Origin of the sequence: Ochrobactrum soli, assembly GCF_003664555.1 — a bacterium.
Classification (GTDB): Bacteria; Pseudomonadota; Alphaproteobacteria; order Rhizobiales; family Rhizobiaceae; genus Brucella; species Brucella teleogrylli.
Genome location: NZ_RCHH01000003.1, coordinates 14918 through 39004, shown reverse-complemented (window position 1 = coordinate 39004; position 24087 = coordinate 14918). Strand labels below are relative to the sequence as shown.

The window sequence follows — 24087 nt, the reverse complement described above, 5'->3', positions numbered from 1 at the left end:
TTTTGGGGAGGATGAAGGAGTTACACGGTGGCGATCAAGACGGTTGGTATAGTTGGCGCGGGGCAGATGGGTGGCGGCATCGCTCATGTCTGCGCTCTGGCAGGGTTTAGTGTGCTTTTGCATGATGCTGCGCCGGACCGGCTGGAAAAGGGCATTGCCACCATCAATGGCAATATGGCGCGTCAGGTTTCTTCGGGCAAATTGCAGGAAGAAGAGCGCGCCGCCGCCATGAAGCTGATCCGCGCGGCGAATTCCATGGAAGACCTTGCTGGTGTCGATCTGGCCATTGAAGCGGCGACGGAAGACGAAACCGTCAAGCGCAAGATTTTCGCGCAGCTCTGCCCGATCCTGAACCCGCAAGCCATTCTGGCGACCAACACCTCGTCAATTTCGATCACACGGCTTGCTTCGACGACGGACCGCCCGGAACGTTTCATCGGTATTCACTTCATGAATCCGGTGCCGGTGATGAAACTGGTGGAACTGGTGCGCGGTATCGCCACCGATGAAGACACGTTCCGCAAATCGAAGGATTTCGTGCAGGCGCTGGGCAAGACCGTGACGGTCGCCGAAGATTTCCCGGCATTCATCGTCAACCGCATCCTGCTGCCGATGATCAACGAGGCGATCTATACGCTTTACGAAGGCGTGGGCAGCGTCGAGGCTATCGATACGGCCATGAAGCTCGGTGCGAACCATCCGATGGGCCCGTTGCAGCTGGCAGACTTCATCGGTCTCGACACCTGCCTTTCAATCATGCAGGTGCTGCATGACGGGCTTGCGGATTCCAAATATCGCCCATGCCCGCTGCTGGTCAAATATGTCGAGGCAGGCTGGCTTGGACGCAAGACGGGCCGCGGCTTTTACGATTATCGCGGCGAGCACCCGGTGCCGACGCGCTGATAGTGCTATTGCCAATCGATCTAAAAAGCCGGTTTTGACCGGCTTTTTTTGTGAGAACTTTCAACTGTGACAAGTTTCAGGCAGTTGTGGAAAACCGGAATATCGTTACTATTAACTTACCGTTAACGATGCGGATTTAGCACTTATTCATCTTTGATCGTTAAAGTTTTCATTAAGATGTTCGGAAGTGAAGATTACTTCACAAGCTCACATTGAGCGCGGAACATCATTTCGAACATGATTGAGATGAAGGTGAAAGCGATGAGCATTCTTGTTCAGTTGCGTGACAGCGTTAATGTCATCCGCGAGTTCGTCGCACCGAGCTACCGGCCTGAGCGTCATTATATGCGCGGACCTGGCCCGGCTTGCGAAGCACGCACGCGGCACTAAAGTGCATTTCGATCTGATTATATCAGATCGGACTGTGCCCTAAGCCTCTCCCAAGGCACCCCAGAATGAAATAAAGCCAGAACGGTCGCCCGCTCTGGCTTTTTGCTTTTCTGAAATCAGGCTTCGATAAAGCCGATTATTCCAGCCCTTCAAACAGCGCCGTCGAGAGATAGCGTTCTGCAAAGGATGGAATGATGATGACAATGTTCTTGCCAGCATTCTCCGGGCGCTTGCCCACTTCAACGGCAGCAGTCAGCGCTGCGCCCGACGAAATACCGACCGGGATGCCTTCGATGCGGGCAATCAGGCGCGCATTAGCAAAGGAATCCTCGTTGGAAACCTGCACCACTTCATCGTAAATGCCGGTGTCGAGCGTCTTTGGTGCAAAGCCTGCGCCAATACCCTGAATCTTGTGCGGGCCGGGCGTCCCGCCGGACAAGACGGGTGAATCCTTCGGTTCGACGGCAATCACCTTGAAGGAAGGCTTGCGCGCCTTGATCACCTGACCGACGCCGGTAATCGTGCCGCCGGTGCCGATGCCGGAGATCAGAATATCGGCTTCGCCATTGGTGTCGTTCCAGATTTCTTCCGCCGTCGTGCGGCGATGGATTTCCGGATTGGCGGGATTTTCAAACTGCTGCGGAATGATGGCGTTCGGGTTGCCTTCGGCGATTTCCTCAGCCTTGGCAATGGCGCCCTTCATGCCCTTGGCGCCTTCGGTCAGCACCAGCTCGGCGCCAAGCAGCTTGAGAAGCTTGCGGCGTTCCACCGACATGGTTTCCGGCATGGTGAGCACAAGGCGATAGCCTTTGGCGGCAGCGGCAAAGGCCAGCGCAATGCCGGTATTACCCGAAGTCGGCTCCACAAAAACCGTCTTGCCGGGCACGGCCTTGCCCTGTTCTTCAAGCGCCTCAATCAAGGCGAGACCGATACGGTCCTTGACGCTTGCCAGCGGATTGAAGAATTCCAGCTTTACCAGAAGGTTCGCGACAACGCCGTTTTCCTTGGCAAATTTATCAATGCGCACAAGCGGCGTATTGCCGATTGTTTCCAGAATGGAGCCGTAAATACGACCACGTCCCACAGTTTCGTCGCTCTTCGAGCCAAGGGGTTTGTTCATAGCGTAATCTCCCTTCATATTGCGCAAAGTTTAAGAGGAAACAGCGCAAAAGCATAGCCGGGCATATGCGCTTGATGGATCAAGATTAGAATTATATTCTATATAATCGAATTTTTTAAAAGTGAATTCCATCAAAATTGGGAGTGCGCGTATTAGCTTATCTGAAAGCTCATTGATCCGCGTCAATGCAACCGTGAGAGCGGCGCGCGCATAATCAAGCTGTCAGGCAACAGGAGACCGAGTGATGTACAAGAATATTCTGATCGCAACCGACGGGTCGGAACTCGCTGAAAAGGGCGTGGATCAGGGCGTGGAACTGGCCAAGGAAACGGGCGCGAAATTGACTTTCGTGTCGGTGACCGAGCTTTTGCCGTCCTATGGCATCGTCGTTGCGGCGGAGTGGGCGTCGAGCCCTGTTGCGTTTCAGGAATATCGCGAAGCAATCACCAAGGCGGCAACCGAGATTCTGACCAAGGCCAAGGGCAAGGCGCAGGCCGCCGGTGTGACCGCTGAAGCGGTGCATGTCGAAAACCAGTCGCCCGCGCAAGGTATTGTGGAAGTTGCCAAATCCCACGGCAGCGACCTGATCATCATTTCTTCACATGGCCGTCGCGGCGTCAACAAACTTCTGCTCGGCAGTCAGGCGGCGGAAGTCCTGTCGCTCAGCACCGTTCCGGTTCTGGTGATCAAATAATTGGTAGCTACTTGTTTTCTATCGGGCGTTTCACACGGGTTCAGCGATTGCCCGTGAGAGGCAAACAACGAAAGAAGATTGCCGATCACCTCTGTTAAGCTCCTCTTGTCCGCCTATCTGGTTGGGCAAGAGGAATTTGGCTTTTCAGGAGATCGTCATGACTGCGCCACGTCCATCCAAGACCAGCTTGGGCAATCATCTGCTTCACCCCGAAACGCAAATGCTGAATTACGGCTATGACCCGGAGCTTTCCGAAGGCGCGGTCAAGCCGCCGGTCTTTCTGACATCTACTTTTGTGTTCAAGACCGCCGAAGACGGACGCGATTTCTTCGATTTCGTTTCTGGACGCAAGGAGCCGCCTGCCGGTGTCGGCGCGGGGCTGGTCTATTCGCGCTTCAATCATCCCAACAGCGAGATCGTGGAGGACCGTCTGGCCGTCTATGAGGGCGCGGAAAGCTCTGCGCTATTCTCATCCGGCATGTCGGCCATTGCGACCACGCTTTTCGCCTTTGCCCGGCCCGGCGATGTCATCCTGCATTCGCAGCCGCTCTATGGTGGTACTGAAACGCTGCTGGCGAAGACGTTTTTGAATTTCGGCGTGGAAGCGGTGGCTTTTGCCGATGGCGTGCATGAGGCGGCAATCGAAAAGGCGGCCGAGGAAGCCTTGGCTAAGGGGCGTGTTTCGGTCATCCTGATCGAAACACCGGCCAACCCGACCAACAGTATCGTCGATATCGCTGCCATCCGGCGCGTGGCTGAAAAGATCGAGCAGCAGCAAGGGCATCGCCCGATCGTCGCCTGCGACAACACCTTGCTGGGGCCGGTCTTTCAAAAGCCACTCGATCACGGTGCGGATTTGTCGGTTTATTCGCTGACTAAATATGTTGGCGGCCACTCAGACCTGATTGCGGGCGCGGTGCTCGGTTCCAAATCCATCGTCCGGCAGGTGAAAGCCTTGCGCGGCGCTATCGGCACGCAGCTCGATCCGCACTCCTGCTGGATGCTTGGCCGATCACTGGAAACGCTGGGGCTGCGCATGGAACGCGCCAACAGCAATGCGCGGGCGACGGCTGAATTTCTGCGCGAGCATCCGAAGGTCGAAAAGCTGCATTATCTGCCCTTCGCGGATGAGAATTCCGATATCGGCGCATTGTTCAGGCGGCAATGCACGGGCGCCGGCTCTACCTTCTCCTTCGATATCAAAGGCGGGCAGGCCGCAGCATTCCGTTTTCTCAATGCGCTTCAGATTTTGAAACTGGCCGTCAGCCTCGGGGGCACGGAATCGCTTGCGAGCCACCCGGCGGCAATGACCCATTCCGGCGTTCCGCTTGAGGTCCGCGAGCGTATCGGCGTACTGGAATCGACCATCCGTCTGTCCATCGGCATCGAGCATCCGGACGATCTGATTGCCGATCTCGCGCAGGCGCTGGACGTGGCGTAAGCAAAGCCGCCGCTGACGTCGGGTCAGCCTGGCCTCAGCGGCGGTAATCGATTTCTGATAGCAGTTCCTGCAATTGGCGGCCCGTCGTTGTTTCGGACCAGCTGCCGCTGTTGCCGAGGCTGCGAAACGTTGCTCCGGCGGCCAATGCAATTTCGTTCGGCAGTTTCGCATCGGCCAGCATTTCCGCCAGGGCTTCCATTTCCTCGGCGCGGCGCAGCACGTGGCGCGGATAGGTCGGCACCAGTTTGCCGAAATCGGATAATGTGCCGCCCAGATGTTGGCCGATCAGTTCGAACAGGGAATCGGTCACGCCAAAAGCATTGGCCGTGTTGGCCGTCTCGAACAGGGCAGCGGCGACGGTCTTGTTGAAACCGGCAAAGGCCATTTTGAACACTGAAGCCTGCGCGATTTCCTCGCCAAGTGCGATTACTGGCAACAGGCCTTCAAACAATTCTTCCAGCGGTTTCGTGTCGGGGCCGCTGGCATAGATACGGCCTTCGTCGCCAAGATGTGAGGCGCGACCGATGATGCAGGCATTGCAGAATGGAAGCGAAGCATTGCCGAAAGCTGTGTTCAGCCGTTCGGCATCGGCAGGCGTCTTGGCATTCATATCGACGTAAAACGGCGCCGCTTTTTGTTCGCGGCTGGCCGCGATTGCCTGTTCGGCCACGTCGATGACTGCCGATGGCGGCACGAGCGACAGCACGAGGTCGCTTTCTGCAAGAGCGGAAGCCATGTCGTCCCGCATTTCGACCCCGATTGACCGGGCTGTCTCTTGCGTCTGTTCGCTGCGACCGCCCATCGGGCTGACGACTTTATGACCGGCAGCAATCAGCAATTTGGCAAAGGCGCTGCCCATATCGCCGGGATAGAGAAGAGTGATTGTGGACATGATGAGCCTCCTGCTGGTTCAAGCTTTTGTTGATGTCTTGCGCGACACACTGGCGCCGAACAGTGCCAGTCCGCCGAGAACAGAAATGACGGCGTAGATTTCGAAGGCGAAGATGTAGCTACCCGTCATGTCGAACAGCAATGCGGCCAGCATCGGGCCGCCAATGCCGGAGATCATCACCATCGGCGTGACCACACCCATGATGGCGCCCTGATTCTTGCGACCGAACAAGGAAGCCAGCAGAAAGGGCATCATCATGATGAGCCCTCCAGCCGACAAGCCGCTCAACACACCGTAGCCAAGCTGCAACTGCCAGATACTATTGGCGCTGATAAAAAGGATCAGCCCGATGGCCTGCATCGCCGAAAGGCAGAGAATCACCAGCCGGGTCGGGAACTGATCGGCGATGAAACCCGTGAGCAATTTGCCCAGAATGGCACAAATACCGTAGGTCAGGACGACGCTGCCCGCTTGCGCGGTGGTGAAGCCAAGCGACTGCGCGGCTGGGATCTTGTGCAGCAGGGCACCTTTCAGCACGAAGTCGGAAAGATTCCAGCCGACCATGAGAAACCAGAAGCCCGGCGAGCGCATCGCGTCTGCCACCGTCAGATCAGGGCTGGTATCGGCTTTTCCGGCTTGGACCTTCGCATCGTCCGTTTCGTCTCCCAACGGCTTCAGCCCCATATCGGAAGGTTCGCGGCGAAGGACGAAGATTGCGAGCGGCACCAGAATGAGAACCGGCAGGAAGCCGAGAACGAACCAGGCCGAGCGCCAGTCCGAAATCGACAAAAGCCAGATGATCAGAGGCGACATCAGGATGCCGCCGAGATTGGCCCCGGATGAAACCAGCCCGGTTGCCCGACCCCGCTGCGCTGAAAACCACTTGGCGATCAGCGGAAACACCAGTGCGTTGGACAGGCCCGCAACCCCGACGCCGCCGATAACACCGAAAGTCAGTGCGAACTGCCAGAAAGTCTGGGCGAGAGACGTCAGGCTGAATGACAAGCCGACGAGTACCGCGCCGATAATCATGATGGTTCTCGGTCCACGCTGGTCCACCCATCGTCCGACGAGGGGCGCCATGATCCCGGCGACAAGTTCACGGAAGGCAATCACGCCGGTGATCTGGGTATTGGACCAGCCCAGTTCCTCGCGCGCGGGATTGATGATGAAACCCATGGTCTGGAAGCCGATGCCGGCGCGGATGCACGAGATGGCGAGACAGGCGAGGGCAATGTACCAGGCATAATGAATCTGACTTGGTTTTCGCATTTGCACGGTCCTCCGAAGTAGCGAGACGGGACTTTGAAGCGAGCAAGGAATGCGAGGTCGTCAGGCGGAAAATGCACGCAAGTATCCGTCACCGATGCACGGGCATCGGTCTGTTTGACTTTTCATCGTCATGGCAGAATCAGGAGCGCTGAGCGTCGTACTGCCCTGGAGCGCATTTCGATCACATGAAATCAGATCGGCGCCCTGAGGAGCGGGAGTGCAACATGGATGCACTCCCGAGCCTTGCCGAAAGACGCCCTATGCGCTCTCGGTCTTTTCCATTCTCGACAATGCAGACATCTTTTTCGCAGATGCAGGCGCCACCATTGGGTAATTGGCGGGCAGGTTCCATTTGCGCCTGTATTCATCAGGTGTCAGCCCGAAGCGGCTCATCAGGGCGCGCTTGAGCGTCTTGTAGCGGCGACCGTCTTCCAGGCAGATGATGTAATCTTCGAAAACCGACTCTTCGGGGTTTACCGAAGGTATTGCGGGAGGTTCCTCGACAGAAAAGCTGCTTCCTTCCGACAATTCCCCGATGCATTCGCAGACATCAGATATTGTCTTTAGTAATTCCTCATGGGTTACCTGATTTTTGTTCAGATAAGACGTTATAATGTTGTTCGCAAGTTGTAAGTGGAGGTTTCTATTTACGTATACATATTCTTTTTGGGTGTTTTCCATCATATGTCGCCAGATAGGAGGGAGGTTTATTTTATCAAGTTTTTGTAATGCGATTGCGTGAGCCTGATCGTGATGGGTTTGTGGTTTCAACGTGCGGTTTAAGTATCATCGTATTTGACTTTACAGTAAAGTCAAAATTAACATTGCGTAATGTAGCAAACTACAAAATAAGGCCGTGTCAGCGGCTGAAAGGCGCGTGGATACTGGGCTGGTTGTGTCGAACGCAAATTGGTTCGATCAGAGTCGAACGAAATCCGGCGCAGGCGCGTTGCACATGCGTTTTCGGTCTATGGGGAAGGTGCCATCCGGCGATGTCGAATAGCCGTGATCAACCCGGCGGAAAGAGGCCGGGTGACAGAAACTCGAGATTCTTAATGAAGTGGTGCGGGTGGTCGGAATCGAACCGACACTCCTTTCGGAACCGGATTTTGAGTCCGGCGCGTCTACCAGTTCCACCACACCCGCACAGGTCTGCCGAAGCAGTTTGATATGGTCCGAATTGGACAGCGGGTTGGGATATACCGACTAAACGAAACAACGTCAATTGCCCACAAGCGCAGGTTTTGGCATGGAATGACGATTGTTATGAATGGCCTATCCAAAGCAGCCAAAACCCTTGGCCAATGCACAGGACAGCCTGACGCGGTGAGCTTGAAAGACGCGCTAAAAAGTCGGACGTCGAAAAGCCGACAACGCCCTGACGCTCGTGGCTTGAAAGCACGGCGCTCGTTTGGGCGATCAGCACCTGCCGTTCCGCCGCAGAACGCCGGGCGTTTGCGCGGGCAATCAAATCGCAAATGTTTTCGACGGCAAGACCTTGCCGGTTTGGTGCGGACTATCTTTGGCGCAGACCGTGTTCAACCACGTTCCAAACCACCACCACGGCAATGAAGCCGAGCAGGATGTAATCCAGCGTGCTGATATAGTGGAAATATTCCATAGCGCATCTCCTTCCCATGGGAGGGCGCAATGGCGGTTGCGAACCAGACGAAAGCCGGTCCTGTTGTTATGACCCGGAACGCTTCGCACCCTCTTGCGAGGTGGAATTGCACCGGTGCGGACCTCCTCTTCCGCCTGTCATGCGCTCTCCCGGAGCTGATGATAACACGTCGGAAAAGCTTTCACAAACTGTTGATCTTGCCCGCTATTTCTATAGCGGGCAAAGCATCGTTTTAGCTCCGATCCGTGAAGCTGCGAATGCGGTTTCGCACGATGCGCGCCAGATTGCGGGTGCGCTGATAAAGATGGATCTGCGATGCGGCCTGACGCGCGAGCTTGTCTGCACCGGGGTTTAGTCCGACCACCAATGTCTCGATGGTTTCGCGCTCGCGGAAAAGCCGCGTCATCACCGGATGGTCCGGCACGGCACAGGAATCCGTTCTGAGAATATTCGGATCGTTCAGGTGGCTTTTCGCGACTTCGATCATGAGCAGAACGCCGGGCGAGAAAGTCTGAAGGCTTTCGTCATAGGCGGTTTTCCAGGTCCAGGCTTCGCCTGCAACGGTGAAGACGGTGAGGATGGCGATGACGCGTCCGTCCAGTTCCAGCGTGTGGATGCGCACACAATCGCGTTCGGCAAGATTATTGACCGCCTCGCGCGCGAAGGCGGCGCGGAAACGGTCTACGGCCATGGCCGTTCCGCGCTTTCCCTTCCAGCCGCTGGCTTCCAGCGACAGGAAATGCTCGAAGGACTGCCGCACTTCGTCCGGCGTGCGATAGATGCGGTGGACGAGTTCGCCTTTTTCGGTCAGACGCCGCCACTGGCGCTGATAATCGCGGCGGTGATGCGCGCCGATCGCCTGCTGGATATAGCTGTCGCCGTCGAGATCGCTCTTGAGGAACGGACGCTCTTTCTGTTCGATGGCGACGACCGGCAGTTGCCGTCCGACCGCGACCGAGCGGATGAGTTTTGCCGCAGCGCCATTGGCGCGCATTTCGGGCAGAACCAGCACATCTGGCAGTTTGAGGTGATCGCGCGCCAGAATATCGAACAGGTCTTCCACAACGCCGACCGGATCGTCATGGTCGATAAGCGGCGTGCCCTGCGGGCCGAACGGCGTGGACCAGGCGCGGATGACCGGCGTGGACAGCGGGAGACCCGGACGCTCAATGGTGTAGGGCATCACGAAGCGCAGGCGGCTGCGGATTTCGTTCTCGTCGCGCATGACCATGAAGCGCACTTCACGGTCTTCCAGCCGTGGCATGGCGGGAGCCAGAAAACGCGCATTGAAGAAGACATTCGGTTCGATGGTCCGGTTGCTCAGGTGGTCCAACTCGTCGCGCAGTTCGAAGCCTGCCGCAGCGCCGTAGATCGCCAGCTTGCGCGGAATATCGCGGCTGTGAAGGCTTTCCTCCAGCTTCTTGGCGGCATCCATGGCGGCGACCGTATCGGACAATTCCGAGACGATGCGAGCTGCGTTTCCGCCTGCGGATTCTTCAAGCAAAGGTTTTGCGGCCATTACAAAATACCCTCCGGGCTATTGTCTCGATCTCGGGGGATGAGAATGAACATAGCGATATGCATGGTGCGAAAGACGGCTGTTGAAAGCAGCGTGGCTTCCATCAGCATGGCGATAGCTGTCGAAATGGCGGCGCCGGTCAGGCCGAAGCGTGGGATCAGCACCAGATTGAGAATGACATTGACGCCAAGTGTAGCGGCATAGAGCAGGGCGCAGATATTCTGCTTGCCCGCCATGTTGAGAAGGCTTTCCGCTGGCCCCACGCTGGCACGGGCGATCACGCCGATGATCAGAATGAACAGCAGCGGATAGCCTTCCGTGAAGGCTGTGCCGAACAGGCGCAGCAGCGGATAGCCGGCCATCAGGATGACGATGCCGAGTACGAGCGTGGGCCAGAAGGTCCAGCGGACGGAAGCCTGCGCAAAGCTCGCAAATTCCTCACGACTGCCGCTGTGCAGCAGGTCCGAATAACGCTGCGCAACGCTAGCCTTCACCGCGAAATAGACGAAATGGGCAAGCGCCATGATTTTCGTCGCGGCGAAATAGATTGCGACATGCTGCGGGTCCATCTCGCGACCGACCATCAACACATCGACATTGATGAGCAGGAAAAAAAATCCTTCGACAAGGAAAATCGGCAGGGCGACGGTCATCCATTCGCGCAGGCGCTGGTCGCGCCGTGCTGCCGGAATGTCTTTTTGTAGCGATCGGTCGACGGTGAAAAACTGCCCGACGGTGGTGAGCCATGTTGCGGCGATCGATACGGCAAGCGCGGTTGCCGCCGTCGATGGCAGGCCCGAGCCATGCGCCACGATCATGAACAGAAGAACCAGAAGCGGCCGCACGATATAGCTCGGCGTCAGCGCCAGAGTGACCCAGGTGCGCGAACGGGCGATACCATCCAGCATGTTGCCGAGAGTGATCATGGGCAGGCAGACGAAACCCAGAATGAAGGGCACCAGATAATAGCTGGCGACCTCATCCTTCAACAGCCAGAGCGCGAGTGAGCCGATCAGCGCGATCACAGTTGCAGCCGCAAAGGCAAATGCGCGTCCGGTGAACAGGATGCCCCGCACCAGACCGAACATCTGGCGCTGAACATATTCCGGCACAAAGCGAATGATGGTCGTGTGCAGGCCGAAACAGGCGAGATCGCCGATGATCACCATCGTCAGCCAGACGAGAACGAAAATGCCATATTCGAATTCGCCCATCCAGCGAGCGAGGATGACTTGCGACAGGAGCGCGATGGCGGCGCTCGCCACACGAACGGAAAATGCGATCAGCGATGCGCGCTGCGCAGCCGCCTGCGGACCGCTATCGGTCAGCACGGAATCCAGCCGCTCCGTCACAGGACGGAGTTTGGCCGCGATGGTGCCGGGTAAAAACCGGCCCGCTGCTTCAGCTGCCGAAAACCACACGTCTATGCCAACCCTGTTATGCGCCGCCCTTGTGATGAGCGTTTCGCTTGTTTGCGCCGGGATTTTCCCGGTCTCGTTGTCTGTTGTCTCGCACACTTATCCGAAAAACATTTCACGTTTTCGGGATGTGTTGGAATTCCAGTTATCGGTCCCGATACGAGCCCGATGGCAGGACCTTAGATGGGAGTTCTTTAAAAAGGGAAAAAAGAAAAATCCAGCGGAAGATTTCACGCAGAAATTGTAGGAATGGTGAGTATTTCCTGAATCCCGCGCATCTATGCTTACTGCTTGATTAAAGCATCGACAGACAAGGCTGCAAAGAAAAACCCCGGCGTTTGGCGCGCCGGGGTTTTGCTCTTATTCGAAAGCACCGTGGCAGTGCTTGTACTTCTTGCCCGAACCGCATGGGCAGGCCTCATTGCGGCTGACCTTACCCCAGGTGCGGGGATCGGCCGGGTCGCGGTCGGCTGCCGGGATGACGCGCTCATCGTGCTGATGATCGGTCCACGCGGCATCGTCGAAGTCGTTCTGCCCGGTCGTCTCGTCAATGTGGCGGCCCTGCATGACTGGCAGTTCCGGCTCCTGCGGTGCTTCGCGGACAATCTCAACACGCATAAGCTGCGAGATGACCACTTCGCGAAGATTCGCCAGCATGGACTGGAACAGTTCGAAGGCTTCCGTCTTGTACTCGTTCAGCGGGTCGCGCTGTGCATAGCCACGGAAACCAACAACCGAGCGCAGATGGTCGAGATTGACCAGATGCTCACGCCACAGATTGTCGAGCGACTGCATGATGACCGACTTTTCGACATAGGTCATGATCTGCGGACCAAAGCGTTCGGCGCGGTCGGCAGCAGCCTTGTCGGCAGCTTCCTTGATGCGGGTCTCGAATTCTTCTTCGGCGATGCCTTCTTCCTTCGCCCATTCCTCGACCGGCAGGTCGAGATTGAGCTTGGTGGTAACATCTTCCTTAAGACCGGCAATATCCCACTTTTCCGCATAGGCGTCCTTGGGGATACGCAGCGCAACCATGTCCTCGATGACTTCATGGCGCATTTCTGCGACCGTTTCGGTCAGGTCCGGCTCGTCCATCATTTCAAGACGCTGTTCGAAGATCACCTTGCGCTGATCGTTCATCACGTCGTCGTACTTGAGCAGGTTCTTACGAATTTCGAAGTTGCGGGCTTCGACCTTCTTCTGTGCCTTTTCCAGCGCCTTGTTGATCCAGGGGTGGACGATGGCTTCGTCTTCCTTGAGGCCGAGCTTTTGCAGCATGCCGTCCATACGGTCGGAGCCGAAGATACGCATCAGGTCGTCCTGCAGCGACAGGAAGAATTTTGAACGGCCCGGATCGCCCTGACGACCGGAACGGCCACGCAGCTGGTTGTCGATGCGGCGGCTTTCGTGACGCTCGGTGGCGAGAACATAAAGTCCGCCTGCGGCAAGCGCCTTTTCCTTGAGCTGCGCGATATCGGCCTTGATCGCGGCGATCTTGGCTTCGCGCTCCGGACCTTCCGGAATGTCGGCCAGTTCCTGACGGACGCGCATTTCCAGATTGCCGCCAAGCTGGATGTCGGTGCCGCGACCCGCCATGTTGGTGGCGATGGTGACAGTGCCCGGCACACCGGCCTGCGCGATGATGTAAGCTTCCTGCTCGTGATAGCGGGCGTTCAGGACCTGAAAATCCTTGATGCCTTCCTTGCGGAGACGCTCGGCGAGAAGTTCCGACTTTTCGATCGAGGTCGTGCCGACGAGGATCGGCTGGCCCTTTTCGTGCGACGCGCGGATATCGCGCACGATGGCTTTATATTTTTCTTCGACGGTGCGGTAGACTTCGTCGTCCTCGTCGATACGCTGCACCGGCAGGTTGGTCGGGATTTCGAGAACTTCCAGACCATAAATATTGCCGAATTCTTCCGCCTCGGTGGCCGCCGTACCGGTCATGCCGGCCAGCTTGTTGTACATGCGGAAGTAGTTCTGGAAGGTGATCGATGCCAGCGTCTGGTTTTCCGGCTGGATGGTCACATGTTCCTTGGCTTCCAGCGCCTGGTGCAGGCCTTCCGAATAACGGCGGCCCGGCATCATGCGACCGGTGAATTCGTCGATGATGACGATTTCGTCGTTGCGGACGATATAGTCCTTGTCGCGCTGGAACAACTTGTGCGCGCGCAGAGCGTTGTTCAGATGGTGAACCACGGCGACATTTTCGATGTCGTAGAGGCTTTCACCCTTCAGATGGCCAGCGGCTTCCAGAAGCTGCTCGACCTTCTCGGTGCCGATTTCGGTAAAGATGGCGGTCTTCTGTTTTTCATCGACTTCGTAATCTTCGTCTGCCAGCGGCGGAATGAAAGTGTCGATGAGGTTGTAAAATTCCGAACGATCTTCCAGCGGGCCGGAAATGATCAGCGGCGTGCGCGCTTCGTCGATGAGGATCGAGTCCACTTCGTCGACGATGGCGTAATTATGCGGGCGCTGCACCATCTGGGCGCGCTCATACTTCATGTTATCGCGCAGATAATCGAAGCCGAGCTCGTTATTGGTGCCGTAGGTGATGTCGCAGGCATAGGCTTCGCGACGCTCATCGTCGTCCAGACCATGCTTGATGACGCCGACCGTCAGACCAAGGAAATTGTAAAGACGACCCATCGTTTCCGCATCGCGGGTGGCGAGGTAGTCGTTGACCGTCACAACGTGAACGCCCTTGCCCTCAAGCGCATTGAGGTAGACGGGCAGCGTCGCCATCAACGTCTTGCCTTCACCGGTGCGCATTTCTGCGATGCCGCGTTCATGCAGCACCATGCCGCCAATCAGCTGCACATCGAAGGGACGCATGCCGAGCACGCGCTTGGCGGCTTCACGCGCGGTCGCGAAAGCGTCGGGCAAAATGGCGTCGAGCGTCTTTCCTTCAGCCAGTGCGGCGCGGAATTCGGCGGTCTTGGCCTGAAGCTGCTCATTGGTGAGCGTTTCGTAATTCTTCTCAAGCGCGGTAATCTGTTGCGCACGCTGACGCAGGGTCTTTACCTGGCGGTCGTTGGATGAACCGAATATCTTGCGGGCGAGGCCGCCAAAGCTGACCATCTCTGGTCCTTTCCTGTCCGTTCAGCCGGAAGCGCTTCCGGCAATGTCGAATGCTTTATTCACGCGTATTGAAACAAATGCAAGAAAAGTACACCGCTAAAGCAGCCCTTCAAGGCGCAATTTTGGCACAATTTCCCCCCGGCCGCTCGCTGAACGCCCAAGCCCCGGCAGATTTGCGGGGCATTGCTGTAAACACTCTGGACGCAAAGCCGAAGGACAGATAAGTGGGGCTTAGGGCGATGTCAACGTTGCTCAACAGGCCGGAAATCCCGCTCTTTCGTGATAGGGTGGCGGTAGCCGGGCCAAATTCCGCCGCATTCATCGGGCCGGTAAGCGGTCTCGAAGGAGAGAATCTCATATGAAAGCCATTCTCAAAGCCCCTTATCGCAAGGCTCTCGCTGTTCTTGCGGCATCCGTTGCCCTCGCAAGCCTCTCTGGCGCTGTTTCATTCGCGCAGGACGCTCCCAAGCCTGCCGACGCAGCACAGACCGCAGCCGCTCCTGCTGAAAAGGAAGATCCGGCAAAGGTTCTGGCAACCGTCAACGGCAAGGACATCACTGTCGGCGACGTCGATCAGGCCGCGGGCGATCTCGATCCGCAGTTTGCCCGTCTTCCGGCTGAACAGCGCCGTCTGGCAGCCCTGGCCGCGCTGATCGACATCAAGGCGATGTCGGCGGAAGCGGAAAAGCAAAAGCTGGACCAGACCGACGAGTTCAAAGCCCGTCTGGCTTTCCTGCGTGAGCGCGCGCTGCACAACGAATATTTCAAGGATTCCATCGTCGACAAGATCAGCGATGCCGATATTCGCGCTCGCTACGACAAGGAAATTGCCGCCATGCCGCCTCAGGTCGAAGTGCGTGCGCGTCACATTCTCGTGAAGACGAAGGAAGAAGCCGAAGCCATCATCAAGAAGCTCGCCGGTGGAGCGAAGTTCGAAGATCTGGCCAAGGAAAGCTCCACTGACGGTTCCGCTGCCAATGGCGGCGATCTTGGCTACTTCACCGAAGGTCAGATGGTTCCAGAATTCGAAAAGGCAGCCTTCGCGCTGAAGCCCGGCGAATACACCAAGGAGCCGGTGCAGACCCAGTTCGGCTTCCACGTCATTCAGCTCGAAGACCGCCGCACCAAGCAGCCGCCTGCATTCGATCAGGTCAAGGAACAGATCCGTTCGATCATTCTGCGTGAGCGTTATGTCGAAACGGTCAAGAAGCTCCGCGATGCCATGAAGATCGACTACAAGGATCCGGCCGTCGAAAAGGCGATGAAGGACGCAGCCGCCGCGCAGGACGCCGGTGATGCGGGCGACGCGCCTGAAGGCGAACAGCCGCAGCAGTAAGTTTCGATCAATGTAAAACGCCCCGGTCTTCCGGGGCGTTTTTCGTTGTATCAGCTGTTTCTGCTTGATTTTGTCCCGCAAACATTTCCAATGCGCCAGAATCAAGAATTTCGATGATCCATCGAACCGAACCTCCTGAACCGACCCCTTTTGAGGCACTCATGTCTGCGTCCGTTTCTCCGCTCGCTCCAAAACATTATCCGTCCATGCCTGCCATCGACGGTGTGCGCATCGCTACTGCCGCTGCCGGAATCAAATATAAGGGCCGAACCGATGTGATGCTGATGGTGTTCGACCGCCCGGCGGAAGCCGCAGGCGTGTTCACCCGTTCGCTTTGCCCGTCGGCTCCGGTCGATTTCTGCCGCAAGAACCTCGTTCACGGCAAGGCGCGCGCCGTGGTGGTCAATTCTGGCAATGCCAATGCCTTCACTGGCGTCAAGGGCAAGGCCGCGACCGAAGCGACGGCGGAAGCCACGGCGAAGGCCGTGGGCTGTGCCACGACCGATGTGTTTCTGGCCTCTACTGGTGTCATCGGCGAGCCGCTCGATGCGAGCAAATTCTCCCATCTGCTCGGCGACATGAACAAGGATGCGGTCGCGGATTTCTGGACCGAGGCCGCCAAGGCCATCATGACCACGGACACCTATCCGAAGGTCGCCACCGAAACCGTGCTGCTGGGCAAGGTTCCCGTCACGATCAACGGTATCGCCAAGGGCGCTGGCATGATCGCGCCGGATATGGCGACGATGCTGTCCTTCATCGTCACCGATGCGCCGATCAAGGCCGATGTGTTGCAAAGTCTGTTGTCGAAAGGCGCGAACAAGAGCTTCAACGCTGTCACCGTCGATAGCGATACCTCCACCTCCGACACGCTGATGCTGTTTGCAACCGGCGCTGCGGCAGGTCGCGGCGCGCCGAAGATCACGGATGTATCCGACAAACGTTTGAAGGAATTCAAGAAGGCGCTGAAGCGCGTTTTGAAGTCGCTGGCCTTGCAGGTCGTGCGTGACGGCGAAGGTGCGCGCAAGATGATCGAAATCGAAGTAACTGGCGCCAAGTCGTCCGTTTCGGCGAAGAAGATCGCGCTTTCCATCGCCAATTCGCCGCTGGTCAAGACGGCTGTGGCGGGCGAAGACGCCAATTGGGGCCGTGTCGTCATGGCTGTCGGCAAGGCAGGCGAACCGGCGGATCGCGACAAGCTCGCCATTTCGTTCGGTGATATTCGCGTTGCCTATCAGGGCGAGCGCGATCCGGCTTATTCCGAACAGGCAACCTCCGCCTATATGAAGGGCGAGGATATCCACATCCATGTCGATCTTGGCATCGGTCGCGGCGAAGCCACCGTCTGGACCTGCGATCTCACCAAGGAATATGTGGCCATTAACGGCGATTACAGAAGTTAAACGGCTTCGCGCCGTCAGATGTTGAAATGCTTGCAGGAATTCCAATGACCAAACCAAGTCTTGCCATTGTCCGCCAGCTTGAAGCCGTAGGCTTCCGCGCCTGGCCTGCCACGTCGGTTCATTACGACGGAACATGGGCGATCCGCATGACGGCAGCGCATTCCTCCAAGCGTTTGAACTCGATCAATCCGCTTGATCCGGGCGACACGCGGGATATTCCAACCCGCGTGGAGCTGGCGGCGCAGCGCTTCCGCGCTTATGGCCGCGTGCCTTGTTTCCGGCTTTCGCCGCTGGCACCTGTCGAGCTTGAAGATTATCTCGAAGGCCTCGGCTGGAAGCGTCAGGACGAAACCATCGTCATGACCTGCAATCTGACGGAGATCGATCTGTCGGGCGAGATCGACCAGATTCCGCTGAAAGATATCGGTCGTTTCGTCGATGCGTCGCTCTCCATTCACGAGCGCCCGGAAGAGATGCGCCCCGGCATGTCCGAAATTCTGGACGGCATTCGCCCCAACAAGGGCATGTTCGTGCTGGAGGCAGAAGGCCGTGCAGTGTCCGATGTGCTGTGCGTGCAAGATGGCGTCATGGCCGGTTTGTTCGATGTCGGTACCTTGCCCGAGGCGCGCCGCAAGGGCTACGGCCACAGTGTCGTCGGCTCGGCGCTCAAATGGGCGGCAAAGCTTGGCGCCAAGACGGCATGGCTGCAGATCGAAGCGGAAAATGTCGCCGGTCTCGCGCTCTATGAACGCTTCGGCTTTCAGGAAGCCTATCGTTACGCCTATCGGGAGAGCAACGAGAAATGAGCGAAGTGAAGAACCGTCGCATTCTTCTCGTTGCGGCCTGTGCGCTGGTGGATTCCGATGGGCGGGTGCTGCTGGCACAGCGTCCGGAAGGCAAGCAACTCGCGGGCCTGTGGGAATTTCCCGGCGGCAAGGTCGAGCCGGGCGAAACACCTGAAGAGACGCTCATCCGCGAATTGCAGGAAGAAATCGGTATCACCACGAAGGTGGCCTGTCTCGCGCCGTTGACCTTTGCCAGCCATACCTATGATGATTTTCACCTGCTGATGCCGCTCTATGTCTGCCGCCGTTTCGAAGGCATTGCGCGCGGATTGGAAGGGCAGGCGCTGAAATGGGTGCGCCCGAAGGATATGCGCGATTATCCGATGCCTCCGGCGGATGAACCGCTGATCCCGTTCCTCATTGATCTTCTGTAGCTTTTCGAAAATCGGTAGCGCTTATCAACAGCTGTGAAAAAGCTGACAATTTATTACGATTAAGGCTGTCAGTTAATCTCTGATTCACTCCGTTGCGGCATTCTCGAATGGGAGCCGCTCCGGAGTTGGGTTATCATGAGTTTCGACAACAATTATTTCAGTGCCGATCACAACGAATATGCACCCACCACTTTGACAAAAGCGGGGCGCGGTTTTCTGCGTCTGGTGCTGTTGTTTGGTTCTGCCGCTGTGGCGATGGCGCTGATTATTGTCCCGATCCTCAACGATCAGGCGGCGAAGGTTGCGGCCCAGTCGGTTCTGCCAGCGGGTATTGATCGGACCATGACCGGCTCCATCAAGCGCGATCCTGCCATTCAGCCACAAGCAGCCGGGCAGACCTATACGGTGCGCAAGAGCGTGCTCCAGCCGAGCCCGAATTCCGTCTGCGTCATCGATGTGGATGGCAGCCATCGCGGCGACTGCTAATTACTCTTCTTCGGCTTTCTTCAGCGCATCGGCCAGCGATGCCTTGGCGGAGCCGGGTTTCAGCGGCTTTTGCTGTGATTCATGCGGAGCCCAACCGGACAGCCAGATAATCGAGAATGTGGCGCGGATGCGCCCATCCGGGTCGCTGAAGCGTTCGGCATAGATTTCCGCTGCGCGCAGGAACAGCCGCTTCGATACCGGACGGCGCGACCGATCGCGCACGATATTCTGCATGCCCATGGCGCGCAGATCGGCCATCAGGTTGAACAGCGAATCATAGCGTACCGTCACGTTTTCCACGTCTGTTACCGGCAGTGCAAAGCCGGCGCGCTGCAAAAGACCGCCGACATCACGCACATCCGCAAATGGAAAAACGCGCGGCGATGCACCGCCGGTCAATTCGATTTCCGCCTGTAGCAGACTTTCACGCAATTCGCCGAGCGTGCCGCTGCCGCTGAGCGCTGCGAGAAAAAGCCCATCAGGCTTCAATGCGCGGGCGATCTGCACCATAGCGCCGGGCGTGTCATTGGTGGCGTGCAGCGCCATCAGCGAGACGATGAGATCGGCACTGCCGGGTTTGATCGGCAGCATCTCCTCGTCACCGACGATGGCCGGAAACGGACCTTTCAGGAAATCCGCATCGCGTTCCACGCGCAAAATCGTGTCGGCCTTGCCGGAGCGCGCAATGGCCTCCGCCGCCAGCCCGCTATGGCCTGCCAGATCGATGGCAAGAGGAAAGCGACGCTCGACAGTATCCAGACGATCGGCAAGGTCTTCGGCCACGCGCCGCAATAGAAAATCGGCACCCGGTTCGGCACGCCGAAAAGCACGGCGGCGAAAGGCAAGCTGTAGATCGCGGTCGAAAATCGCGCTTTCGGGGGCAGGCATGGAATCCGTCTTTTCTTTTGCTACGCGGCGTATAGTGTAATTGCGGGCATAGATGCATTCGAACGGGGGCGAATGCAATGGCGGATAATGATACACCGCATCAAACCTTTTTGCGCAGGCTTTACGCTGGCGTGCGGTTCGCTGCGCGGCATCTGTTGCGCACGACTACCAATCTGTTGTTTCCAGCAAACTGTGTCGGCTGTCAGGCGCATGTCTCGCAACCGGGGACATTGTGCCCGGCCTGTTGGTCGCAACTGCGCTTTATCGAGCGGCCTTATTGCCCGGTGCTGGGTGTGCCGTTTGGTCACGACTTCGGCGACGGCTTCTTGAGTGCGGAGGCGATTGCCGATCCGCCGCCGTTTCGTCGCGTGCGGTCGGCGGTGGTGCATCGCGGGGCAGCGCAGCGCATGGCCGTGGCGCTGAAATTCCATGACCGCACCGATCTCGCGCCATGGATGGCGCGCTGGATGCAGCGCGCAGGCCGTGAATTGCTGGAGGAGTGCGAGGTGATCCCGCCGGTGCCGCTGCATCGCTGGCGCTTCTGGAGCCGCCGTTTCAACCAGTCTGCCGAGCTTGCGCGGGCGCTGGCAAAGCAGAGTGCACTGCCTTTTGCGCCGCAAGCCCTGAACCGCATCCGGCGCACCGAGCAGCAGATCGGGCTTGGTTCCAAGGAGCGCAAACGCAATGTGGATGGTGCCTTCCGTGTGCCGAAGGAGCAGGAAATTCACGTGCGCGGACGCCGCGTCCTGCTGATCGACGATGTTTACACGACGGGCGCGACGGTGAAGGCGGCAACACGCGCCTTGCTGCGCGGTGGGGCAAAAAGCGTCGATGTTCTGACATTCAGCCGTGTTCTGCCTGATTGAAATTTGCGGGCAATAACAAGCCCGCACACACCGTCGTGAAAACCGCAGGGTCTTCCAGAGCGGAGCGTTGCCGACTATATAGTGGGGCAACGAATGGAGTTTTTCATGGTTGATGTCACCATCTATACGCGTCCCGGCTGCCCTTATTGCTCGCGTGCAGTCGATCTTCTGACCCGCAAGGGCGTGGAGTTCAACGAGATCAATGCGGGCGCTACGCCGGACCTGCGCGCCGAAATGCAGGAGCGTTCGGGCCGCAACACCTTCCCGCAGATTTTCGTCGGCGCCGTGCATGTCGGCGGCTGCGACGATCTCTTCGCGCTGGACAGTCAGGGCAAGCTCGACGGTCTGCTCAAGACCGGTGAACTGAATTAATTTTTATAACGGGGGAGAAACCGATGAGCACGTTTCGCGCTGCCGCACTACAGATGCGTTCCGGCACTGATGTTGTCCGCAATATCGAGGATCTGGAGAAACTTGTCGCTGAAGCGGCGGCGCAGGGCGCGACTTACGTGCAATCGCCCGAAATGACTGGCGCGATGATGCGTGATCGCGTGGCGTTCAAGGCAAGCCTGCGCGACGAAGCCAATGACCTTGTTTTCAAGGCAGCGTCGGCGCTGGCGGCAAAGCATGGCATCTTCCTGCATATCGGCTCGACGGCGATTGATGCGGGCGACGGCAGGATTGCCAATCGCGCCGGATTGTTTACGCCCTCCGGCGAAAAGCTCGTCACCTATGACAAGATCCATATGTTCGATGTCGATCTCGACAATGGCGAAAGCTGGCGCGAATCGGCAACCTATGAACCGGGCAAGGAAACCGTCATTGCCGAACTGCCTTTCGCCAATATCGGTATGGCGATCTGCTATGACATTCGCTTCCCGCAGCTTTTCCGCGCACAGGCGCTTGCTGGCGCCAATGTGATTACCGGTCCCGCTGCCTTCACCAAACAGACCGGCGAGGCGCACTGGCACATCTTGCAGCGTGCGCGAGCCATCGAAAATGGCGCATTCCTGATCTCGGCGGCGCAGGGCGGATTGCACGAGGACGGGCGCGAAACCTATGGGCATTCGATCATCGTGTCGCCCTGGGGCAAGGTGCTGGCTGAAGCCAACCATGATGAACCGGCTGTGATCGTTGCCGATATCGATGTTGCCGAAAGTGCTGCGGCGCGCGGCAAGGTGCCGAATTTGAAGAATGCGCGCGAGTTTACCGTGAAGACGGTAACCGCAAAACAGAAAGAGGATGCATAATTCCATGATCCGCTTTTCGCTTCATTGCGATCACGGCCATGAATTCGAGGGCTGGTTCCGCGACAATGCCGATTTCGATCGGCAGTCGGAGATGAAGTTCGTCTCCTGTCCGGTCTGCAATTCGCATAAGGTGCAGAAGGCTCTGATGGCTCCTGCCGTTTCGACGGCGCGGGCGAAGGAAAAGATCGCAATGGCGCTGGGTGAAGCCCAGAAGAAGGTTCTTGAAGAAATGCGCGATTTGAGCCGCAAGGTCCGCGAGAATGCGGATTACGTCGGTGACAAATTTGCCGAGGAAGCGCGCAAGATCCATTTCGGGGAAACGGAACAGCGTGGCATCTATGGCGAAGCCTCGCGTGAGGACGTGCATTCGCTGCTTGAAGACGGCGTTGACGTGATGCCATTGCCGTTTTTCCCGGAAGATCAGAATTAGGTTTCTGCCCGACACCTGTTCGGCATGACAGCACGGCAGGGGAGGCCGAACGCATGAAATTGATGGAGTCCGCCTCCTTTCTGCTTCTGGCCACCGGCACCTTGCTGGGGCTTATCCTGCCTCTGGGAAAAATCGCCGCCCAGGCGGGCGTCCCGCCTGCCATGTGGACCTTTCTGTTTTCCGCCAGTGCTGGCGTGATCTTGCTTGCCCTTCTGCTTTTGCGGGGAAAAAGCCTCGGCTTTTCCGGCGGGCGCGCACGCTATTACGTCTGCACGGCAATCATTTCCTATGCCTTGCCCAATCTTCTGATCCTGTCGGCAATTCCGCGTCTCGGCGCTGGTTTCACGGGAATCATGTACACGCTGTCGCCGGTTATCACGCTGGTGATTTCGATGGGTTTCGGCTTGCGCCGTCCCAATGCGCTGGGCATTGGCGGCATTGCCGTCGGCTTCATCGGTGCAATCCTCGTGGCGCTGACACGCGGCGAGGTCGGCAAACCCGCCGATCCGCTCTGGGTTGCGGCCGCCTTGCTTATTCCGGTGTTTCTCGCCTGCGGCAATGTCTATCGCACACTGGACTGGCCAAAAAACTCCGATCCGACAGAGCTCGCGGCAGGCAGTCATCTGGCTTCCGCCATCATGCTTTTTGCAGGAATTTTGCTGTTCACCGGCGGTTTTCCGGTTGAGACATTTGCGCTTGCACCATGGGCTGCCACAGCACAGGCGATTGCGTCGGCTGGAATGTTCGCGCTGTTCTTCCGGCTACAAGCGGTGGGCGGACCGGTCTATCTCAGCCAGATCGGCTATGTGGCCGCAGCGCTCGGACTCATTTCCGGCACGCTGTTTCTGGGCGAGCATTATCCGCCGCTCACATGGATCGGTGCTGTCGTCATCGCGATTGGTGTGGCGATGACAACCAGAGCCCAGAGGGGATAATTATTAAAGCTGATTATTGGATGATTATTCGGGCCGCTCGGCCAGAACCATATAATTCACATCCGTATCGCGGGAGCGGCTCCAGCTGTCGGCAAGCGGATTATAGGTGACGCCCAGCTTGTCGATGAGGCGCAGGCCGCCTTTCGCAAGTGCGGATTCCAGCTCTTCCGGGCGCACCAGTTTTTCATATTGATGCGTGCCGCGCGGCAGCCAGCGCAGCACATATTCCGCGCCGATAATCGCCAGACCATAGGCTTTCAGCGTGCGATTGATGGTGGCGACGAACATCAGCCCGCCGGGCTTCACCATTTCGCTGGTCGCGGACATGAACAGATCGACGTCCGAAACATGCTCGACCACTTCCATGTTCAAAACCACGTCGAATTTCTCCCCAGCCTCCGCCAGAGCTTCCGCCGTCGTGGCGCGGTAATCGATCTCGACGCCGCTTTGCGCGGCGTGGATTTTCGCAACCTCGATATTGGTGGTGGAGGCGTCCGCGCCGATCACGGTTGCACCGAGGCGCGCCATCGGTTCGCAAAGAAGGCCGCCGCCGCAACCGATGTCGAGCAGGCGCAATCCCTCAAAGGGGCGCGGCGAATTCGGATCGCGATTGAACCTGACGCAGATTTTTTCCTTGATATAGGCAAGGCGCGTCGGATTGAATTTGTGCAGCGGGCGGAACTTGCCCTGCGGGTTCCACCATTCTGCGGCAATGCGCGAGAAATGCTCGATCTCGGAAGCGTCGATGGTGGTGCGGGCAGTCTCGGTCATTTCATTCTCCAGCTGCGGAAGCGTGCAGTTCTGCTCTCAAGGTAGCGCTTCAAAGTCAAGCTGCAAATCAAATTCCGGCATTCGTGGCCCTATCGGAACGTTCTTGCGAATCGCGGCCTTGCGGAACCGCGACATATTAGCTATGTGACCCC

General features: G+C 57.7%; 24 protein-coding genes and 1 tRNA gene. 14 read left to right on the top strand and 11 right to left on the bottom strand.

Going from position 1 to position 24087, the window contains the following annotated elements; translation table 11 throughout:
• Nucleotides 1-27: 27 nt before the first annotated feature.
• Together D8666_RS05585 and D8666_RS24570 are read left to right on the top strand one after the other, a co-directional pair.
• Nucleotides 28-903, top strand: coding sequence for a 3-hydroxybutyryl-CoA dehydrogenase (locus D8666_RS05585; RefSeq protein WP_078341045.1), 876 nt, complete (start codon nt 28-30; stop codon nt 901-903).
• A 261-nt stretch (nt 904-1164) separates the two neighbouring features.
• The gene (locus D8666_RS24570; RefSeq protein WP_268898867.1) at nt 1165-1293 is read left to right on the top strand and encodes a hypothetical protein; all 129 of its coding nucleotides are present in this window, start codon (nt 1165-1167) and stop codon (nt 1291-1293) included.
• A gap of 136 nt (nt 1294-1429) precedes the next feature.
• On the opposite strand, the gene cysK is transcribed toward D8666_RS24570, so the two are convergent.
• On the bottom strand, nt 1430-2413 hold the full coding sequence (gene cysK / locus D8666_RS05580) for a cysteine synthase A (protein ID WP_121536696.1): 984 nt from the start codon (nt 2411-2413) through the stop codon (nt 1430-1432).
• A gap of 244 nt (nt 2414-2657) precedes the next feature.
• Here cysK and D8666_RS05575 point away from each other — a divergent pair, with 244 nt between their 5' ends.
• Both D8666_RS05575 and D8666_RS05570 read left to right on the top strand, forming a co-directional pair.
• Nucleotides 2658-3107, top strand: a complete 450-nt coding sequence (locus D8666_RS05575; protein WP_109369889.1) for a universal stress protein — start codon at nt 2658-2660, stop codon at nt 3105-3107.
• 157 nt (nt 3108-3264) lie between these two features.
• Entirely contained in the window at nt 3265-4548 is a 1284-nt protein-coding gene (locus tag D8666_RS05570; RefSeq protein ID WP_121536694.1) for a cystathionine gamma-synthase family protein, read from the top strand.
• 34 nt (nt 4549-4582) lie between these two features.
• Here the strand turns inward: D8666_RS05570 and D8666_RS05565 are convergent, their stop codons facing one another.
• The 7 genes from D8666_RS05565 to secA form a co-directional block, all read right to left on the bottom strand.
• Nucleotides 4583-5440 carry an NAD(P)-dependent oxidoreductase gene (locus D8666_RS05565; protein WP_121536692.1) on the bottom strand — a complete coding sequence of 286 codons (858 nt, stop codon included), beginning with the start codon at nt 5438-5440 and terminating at the stop codon, nt 4583-4585.
• Between the two features lie 18 nt (nt 5441-5458).
• Nucleotides 5459-6712: an MFS transporter gene (locus D8666_RS05560; RefSeq protein ID WP_121536690.1), complete on the bottom strand. Its 1254-nt coding sequence runs from the start codon at nt 6710-6712 to the stop codon at nt 5459-5461.
• A gap of 258 nt (nt 6713-6970) precedes the next feature.
• On the bottom strand, nt 6971-7396 hold the full coding sequence (locus D8666_RS05555) for a Ros/MucR family transcriptional regulator (RefSeq protein WP_121536688.1): 426 nt from the start codon (nt 7394-7396) through the stop codon (nt 6971-6973).
• A gap of 377 nt (nt 7397-7773) precedes the next feature.
• Nucleotides 7774-7858: transfer RNA gene (locus tag D8666_RS05550), tRNA-Leu, on the bottom strand.
• A gap of 707 nt (nt 7859-8565) precedes the next feature.
• Nucleotides 8566-9852 carry a type IV secretion system effector crotonyl transferase BspF gene (bspF, locus tag D8666_RS05540; RefSeq protein WP_121536686.1) on the bottom strand — a complete coding sequence of 429 codons (1287 nt, stop codon included), beginning with the start codon at nt 9850-9852 and terminating at the stop codon, nt 8566-8568.
• Nucleotides 9852-11273: a lipopolysaccharide biosynthesis protein gene (locus tag D8666_RS05535; RefSeq protein ID WP_121536684.1), complete on the bottom strand. Its 1422-nt coding sequence runs from the start codon at nt 11271-11273 to the stop codon at nt 9852-9854. The genes bspF and D8666_RS05535 overlap by 1 nt, the downstream gene beginning before the upstream one ends.
• Before the next feature lie 357 nt (nt 11274-11630).
• A complete protein-coding gene (gene secA, locus D8666_RS05530) occupies nt 11631-14351 on the bottom strand; it encodes a preprotein translocase subunit SecA (protein WP_121536682.1) in 2721 nt (906 codons plus the stop codon).
• 358 nt (nt 14352-14709) lie between these two features.
• Here secA and D8666_RS05520 point away from each other — a divergent pair, with 358 nt between their 5' ends.
• Nucleotides 14710-15687: a peptidylprolyl isomerase gene (locus tag D8666_RS05520; protein ID WP_109369880.1), complete on the top strand. Its 978-nt coding sequence runs from the start codon at nt 14710-14712 to the stop codon at nt 15685-15687.
• A 7-nt stretch (nt 15688-15694) separates the two neighbouring features.
• Here D8666_RS05520 and D8666_RS24150 read toward each other — a convergent pair whose 3' ends face one another.
• Nucleotides 15695-15850, bottom strand: coding sequence for a hypothetical protein (locus D8666_RS24150; RefSeq protein WP_167836045.1), 156 nt, complete (start codon nt 15848-15850; stop codon nt 15695-15697).
• On the opposite strand from D8666_RS24150, the gene argJ reads away from it, so the two are divergent.
• The 4 genes from argJ (at nt 15849) to D8666_RS05500 (ending at nt 18795) form a co-directional block, all read left to right on the top strand.
• On the top strand, nt 15849-17090 hold the full coding sequence (gene argJ, locus D8666_RS05515) for a bifunctional glutamate N-acetyltransferase/amino-acid acetyltransferase ArgJ (RefSeq protein WP_109369879.1): 1242 nt from the start codon (nt 15849-15851) through the stop codon (nt 17088-17090). The genes D8666_RS24150 and argJ overlap by 2 nt on opposite strands.
• Nucleotides 17091-17134: 44 nt before the next feature.
• Entirely contained in the window at nt 17135-17896 is a 762-nt protein-coding gene (locus D8666_RS05510; protein ID WP_121536680.1) for a GNAT family N-acetyltransferase, read from the top strand.
• Nucleotides 17893-18309 (top strand): 8-oxo-dGTP diphosphatase MutT, encoded by a 417-nt coding sequence (gene mutT, locus D8666_RS05505; RefSeq protein WP_109369877.1) that lies wholly within the window; start codon nt 17893-17895, stop codon nt 18307-18309. The genes D8666_RS05510 and mutT overlap by 4 nt, the downstream gene beginning before the upstream one ends.
• 135 nt (nt 18310-18444) lie before the next feature.
• Nucleotides 18445-18795 (top strand): hypothetical protein, encoded by a 351-nt coding sequence (locus tag D8666_RS05500; protein WP_121536678.1) that lies wholly within the window; start codon nt 18445-18447, stop codon nt 18793-18795.
• Here D8666_RS05500 and D8666_RS05495 read toward each other — a convergent pair whose 3' ends face one another.
• Nucleotides 18796-19683: a methyltransferase domain-containing protein gene (locus D8666_RS05495; RefSeq protein ID WP_121537411.1), complete on the bottom strand. Its 888-nt coding sequence runs from the start codon at nt 19681-19683 to the stop codon at nt 18796-18798. It abuts the gene before it with no gap.
• 77 nt (nt 19684-19760) lie between these two features.
• Here D8666_RS05495 and D8666_RS05490 point away from each other — a divergent pair, with 77 nt between their 5' ends.
• The 5 genes from D8666_RS05490 to D8666_RS05470 all read left to right on the top strand — a co-directional run bounded on the left by D8666_RS05490 (nt 19761) and on the right by D8666_RS05470 (nt 23164).
• Nucleotides 19761-20549 (top strand): ComF family protein, encoded by a 789-nt coding sequence (locus D8666_RS05490; RefSeq protein WP_121536676.1) that lies wholly within the window; start codon nt 19761-19763, stop codon nt 20547-20549.
• Nucleotides 20550-20654: 105 nt separating this feature from the next.
• Nucleotides 20655-20921, top strand: a complete 267-nt coding sequence (grxC, locus tag D8666_RS05485) for a glutaredoxin 3 (RefSeq protein WP_121537409.1) — start codon at nt 20655-20657, stop codon at nt 20919-20921.
• A 23-nt stretch (nt 20922-20944) separates the two neighbouring features.
• Nucleotides 20945-21799, top strand: coding sequence for a carbon-nitrogen hydrolase family protein (locus tag D8666_RS05480; RefSeq protein WP_121536674.1), 855 nt, complete (start codon nt 20945-20947; stop codon nt 21797-21799).
• A 4-nt stretch (nt 21800-21803) separates the two neighbouring features.
• Complete coding sequence (locus D8666_RS05475; protein ID WP_121537407.1) at nt 21804-22229, top strand: DUF1178 family protein; 426 nt, start codon at nt 21804-21806, stop codon at nt 22227-22229.
• A 53-nt stretch (nt 22230-22282) separates the two neighbouring features.
• Nucleotides 22283-23164, top strand: coding sequence for a DMT family transporter (locus tag D8666_RS05470; RefSeq protein ID WP_121536672.1), 882 nt, complete (start codon nt 22283-22285; stop codon nt 23162-23164).
• Nucleotides 23165-23188: 24 nt separating this feature from the next.
• On the opposite strand, the gene ubiG is transcribed toward D8666_RS05470, so the two are convergent.
• Nucleotides 23189-23935, bottom strand: coding sequence for a bifunctional 2-polyprenyl-6-hydroxyphenol methylase/3-demethylubiquinol 3-O-methyltransferase UbiG (gene ubiG / locus D8666_RS05465; protein ID WP_121536670.1), 747 nt, complete (start codon nt 23933-23935; stop codon nt 23189-23191).
• Between the last annotated feature and the right edge of the window lie 152 nt (nt 23936-24087).

Bases quoted from the DNA above. Each gene is read 5' to 3' on its own strand.
- D8666_RS24570 (WP_268898867.1), top strand. From the start codon at position 1,165: ATGAGCATTCTTGTTCAGTTGCGTGACAGCGTTAATGTCATCCGCGAG.
- cysK (WP_121536696.1), bottom strand. From the start codon at position 2,413: ATGAACAAACCCCTTGGCTCGAAGAGCGACGAAACTGTGGGACGTGGT.
- D8666_RS05575 (WP_109369889.1), top strand. From the start codon at position 2,658: ATGTACAAGAATATTCTGATCGCAACCGACGGGTCGGAACTCGCTGAA.
- D8666_RS05570 (WP_121536694.1), top strand. From the start codon at position 3,265: ATGACTGCGCCACGTCCATCCAAGACCAGCTTGGGCAATCATCTGCTT.
- D8666_RS05565 (WP_121536692.1), bottom strand. From the start codon at position 5,440: ATGTCCACAATCACTCTTCTCTATCCCGGCGATATGGGCAGCGCCTTT.
- D8666_RS05560 (WP_121536690.1), bottom strand. From the start codon at position 6,712: ATGCGAAAACCAAGTCAGATTCATTATGCCTGGTACATTGCCCTCGCC.
- D8666_RS05555 (WP_121536688.1), bottom strand. From the start codon at position 7,396: ATGATGGAAAACACCCAAAAAGAATATGTATACGTAAATAGAAACCTC.
- bspF (WP_121536686.1), bottom strand. From the start codon at position 9,852: ATGGCCGCAAAACCTTTGCTTGAAGAATCCGCAGGCGGAAACGCAGCT.
- secA (WP_121536682.1), bottom strand. From the start codon at position 14,351: ATGGTCAGCTTTGGCGGCCTCGCCCGCAAGATATTCGGTTCATCCAAC.
- D8666_RS05520 (WP_109369880.1), top strand. From the start codon at position 14,710: ATGAAAGCCATTCTCAAAGCCCCTTATCGCAAGGCTCTCGCTGTTCTT.
- argJ (WP_109369879.1), top strand. From the start codon at position 15,849: ATGTCTGCGTCCGTTTCTCCGCTCGCTCCAAAACATTATCCGTCCATG.
- D8666_RS24150 (WP_167836045.1), bottom strand. From the start codon at position 15,850: ATGAGTGCCTCAAAAGGGGTCGGTTCAGGAGGTTCGGTTCGATGGATC.
- D8666_RS05510 (WP_121536680.1), top strand. From the start codon at position 17,135: ATGACCAAACCAAGTCTTGCCATTGTCCGCCAGCTTGAAGCCGTAGGC.
- mutT (WP_109369877.1), top strand. From the start codon at position 17,893: ATGAGCGAAGTGAAGAACCGTCGCATTCTTCTCGTTGCGGCCTGTGCG.
- D8666_RS05500 (WP_121536678.1), top strand. From the start codon at position 18,445: ATGAGTTTCGACAACAATTATTTCAGTGCCGATCACAACGAATATGCA.
- D8666_RS05495 (WP_121537411.1), bottom strand. From the start codon at position 19,683: ATGCCTGCCCCCGAAAGCGCGATTTTCGACCGCGATCTACAGCTTGCC.
- D8666_RS05490 (WP_121536676.1), top strand. From the start codon at position 19,761: ATGGCGGATAATGATACACCGCATCAAACCTTTTTGCGCAGGCTTTAC.
- grxC (WP_121537409.1), top strand. From the start codon at position 20,655: ATGGTTGATGTCACCATCTATACGCGTCCCGGCTGCCCTTATTGCTCG.
- D8666_RS05480 (WP_121536674.1), top strand. From the start codon at position 20,945: ATGAGCACGTTTCGCGCTGCCGCACTACAGATGCGTTCCGGCACTGAT.
- D8666_RS05475 (WP_121537407.1), top strand. From the start codon at position 21,804: ATGATCCGCTTTTCGCTTCATTGCGATCACGGCCATGAATTCGAGGGC.
- D8666_RS05470 (WP_121536672.1), top strand. From the start codon at position 22,283: ATGAAATTGATGGAGTCCGCCTCCTTTCTGCTTCTGGCCACCGGCACC.
- ubiG (WP_121536670.1), bottom strand. From the start codon at position 23,935: ATGACCGAGACTGCCCGCACCACCATCGACGCTTCCGAGATCGAGCAT.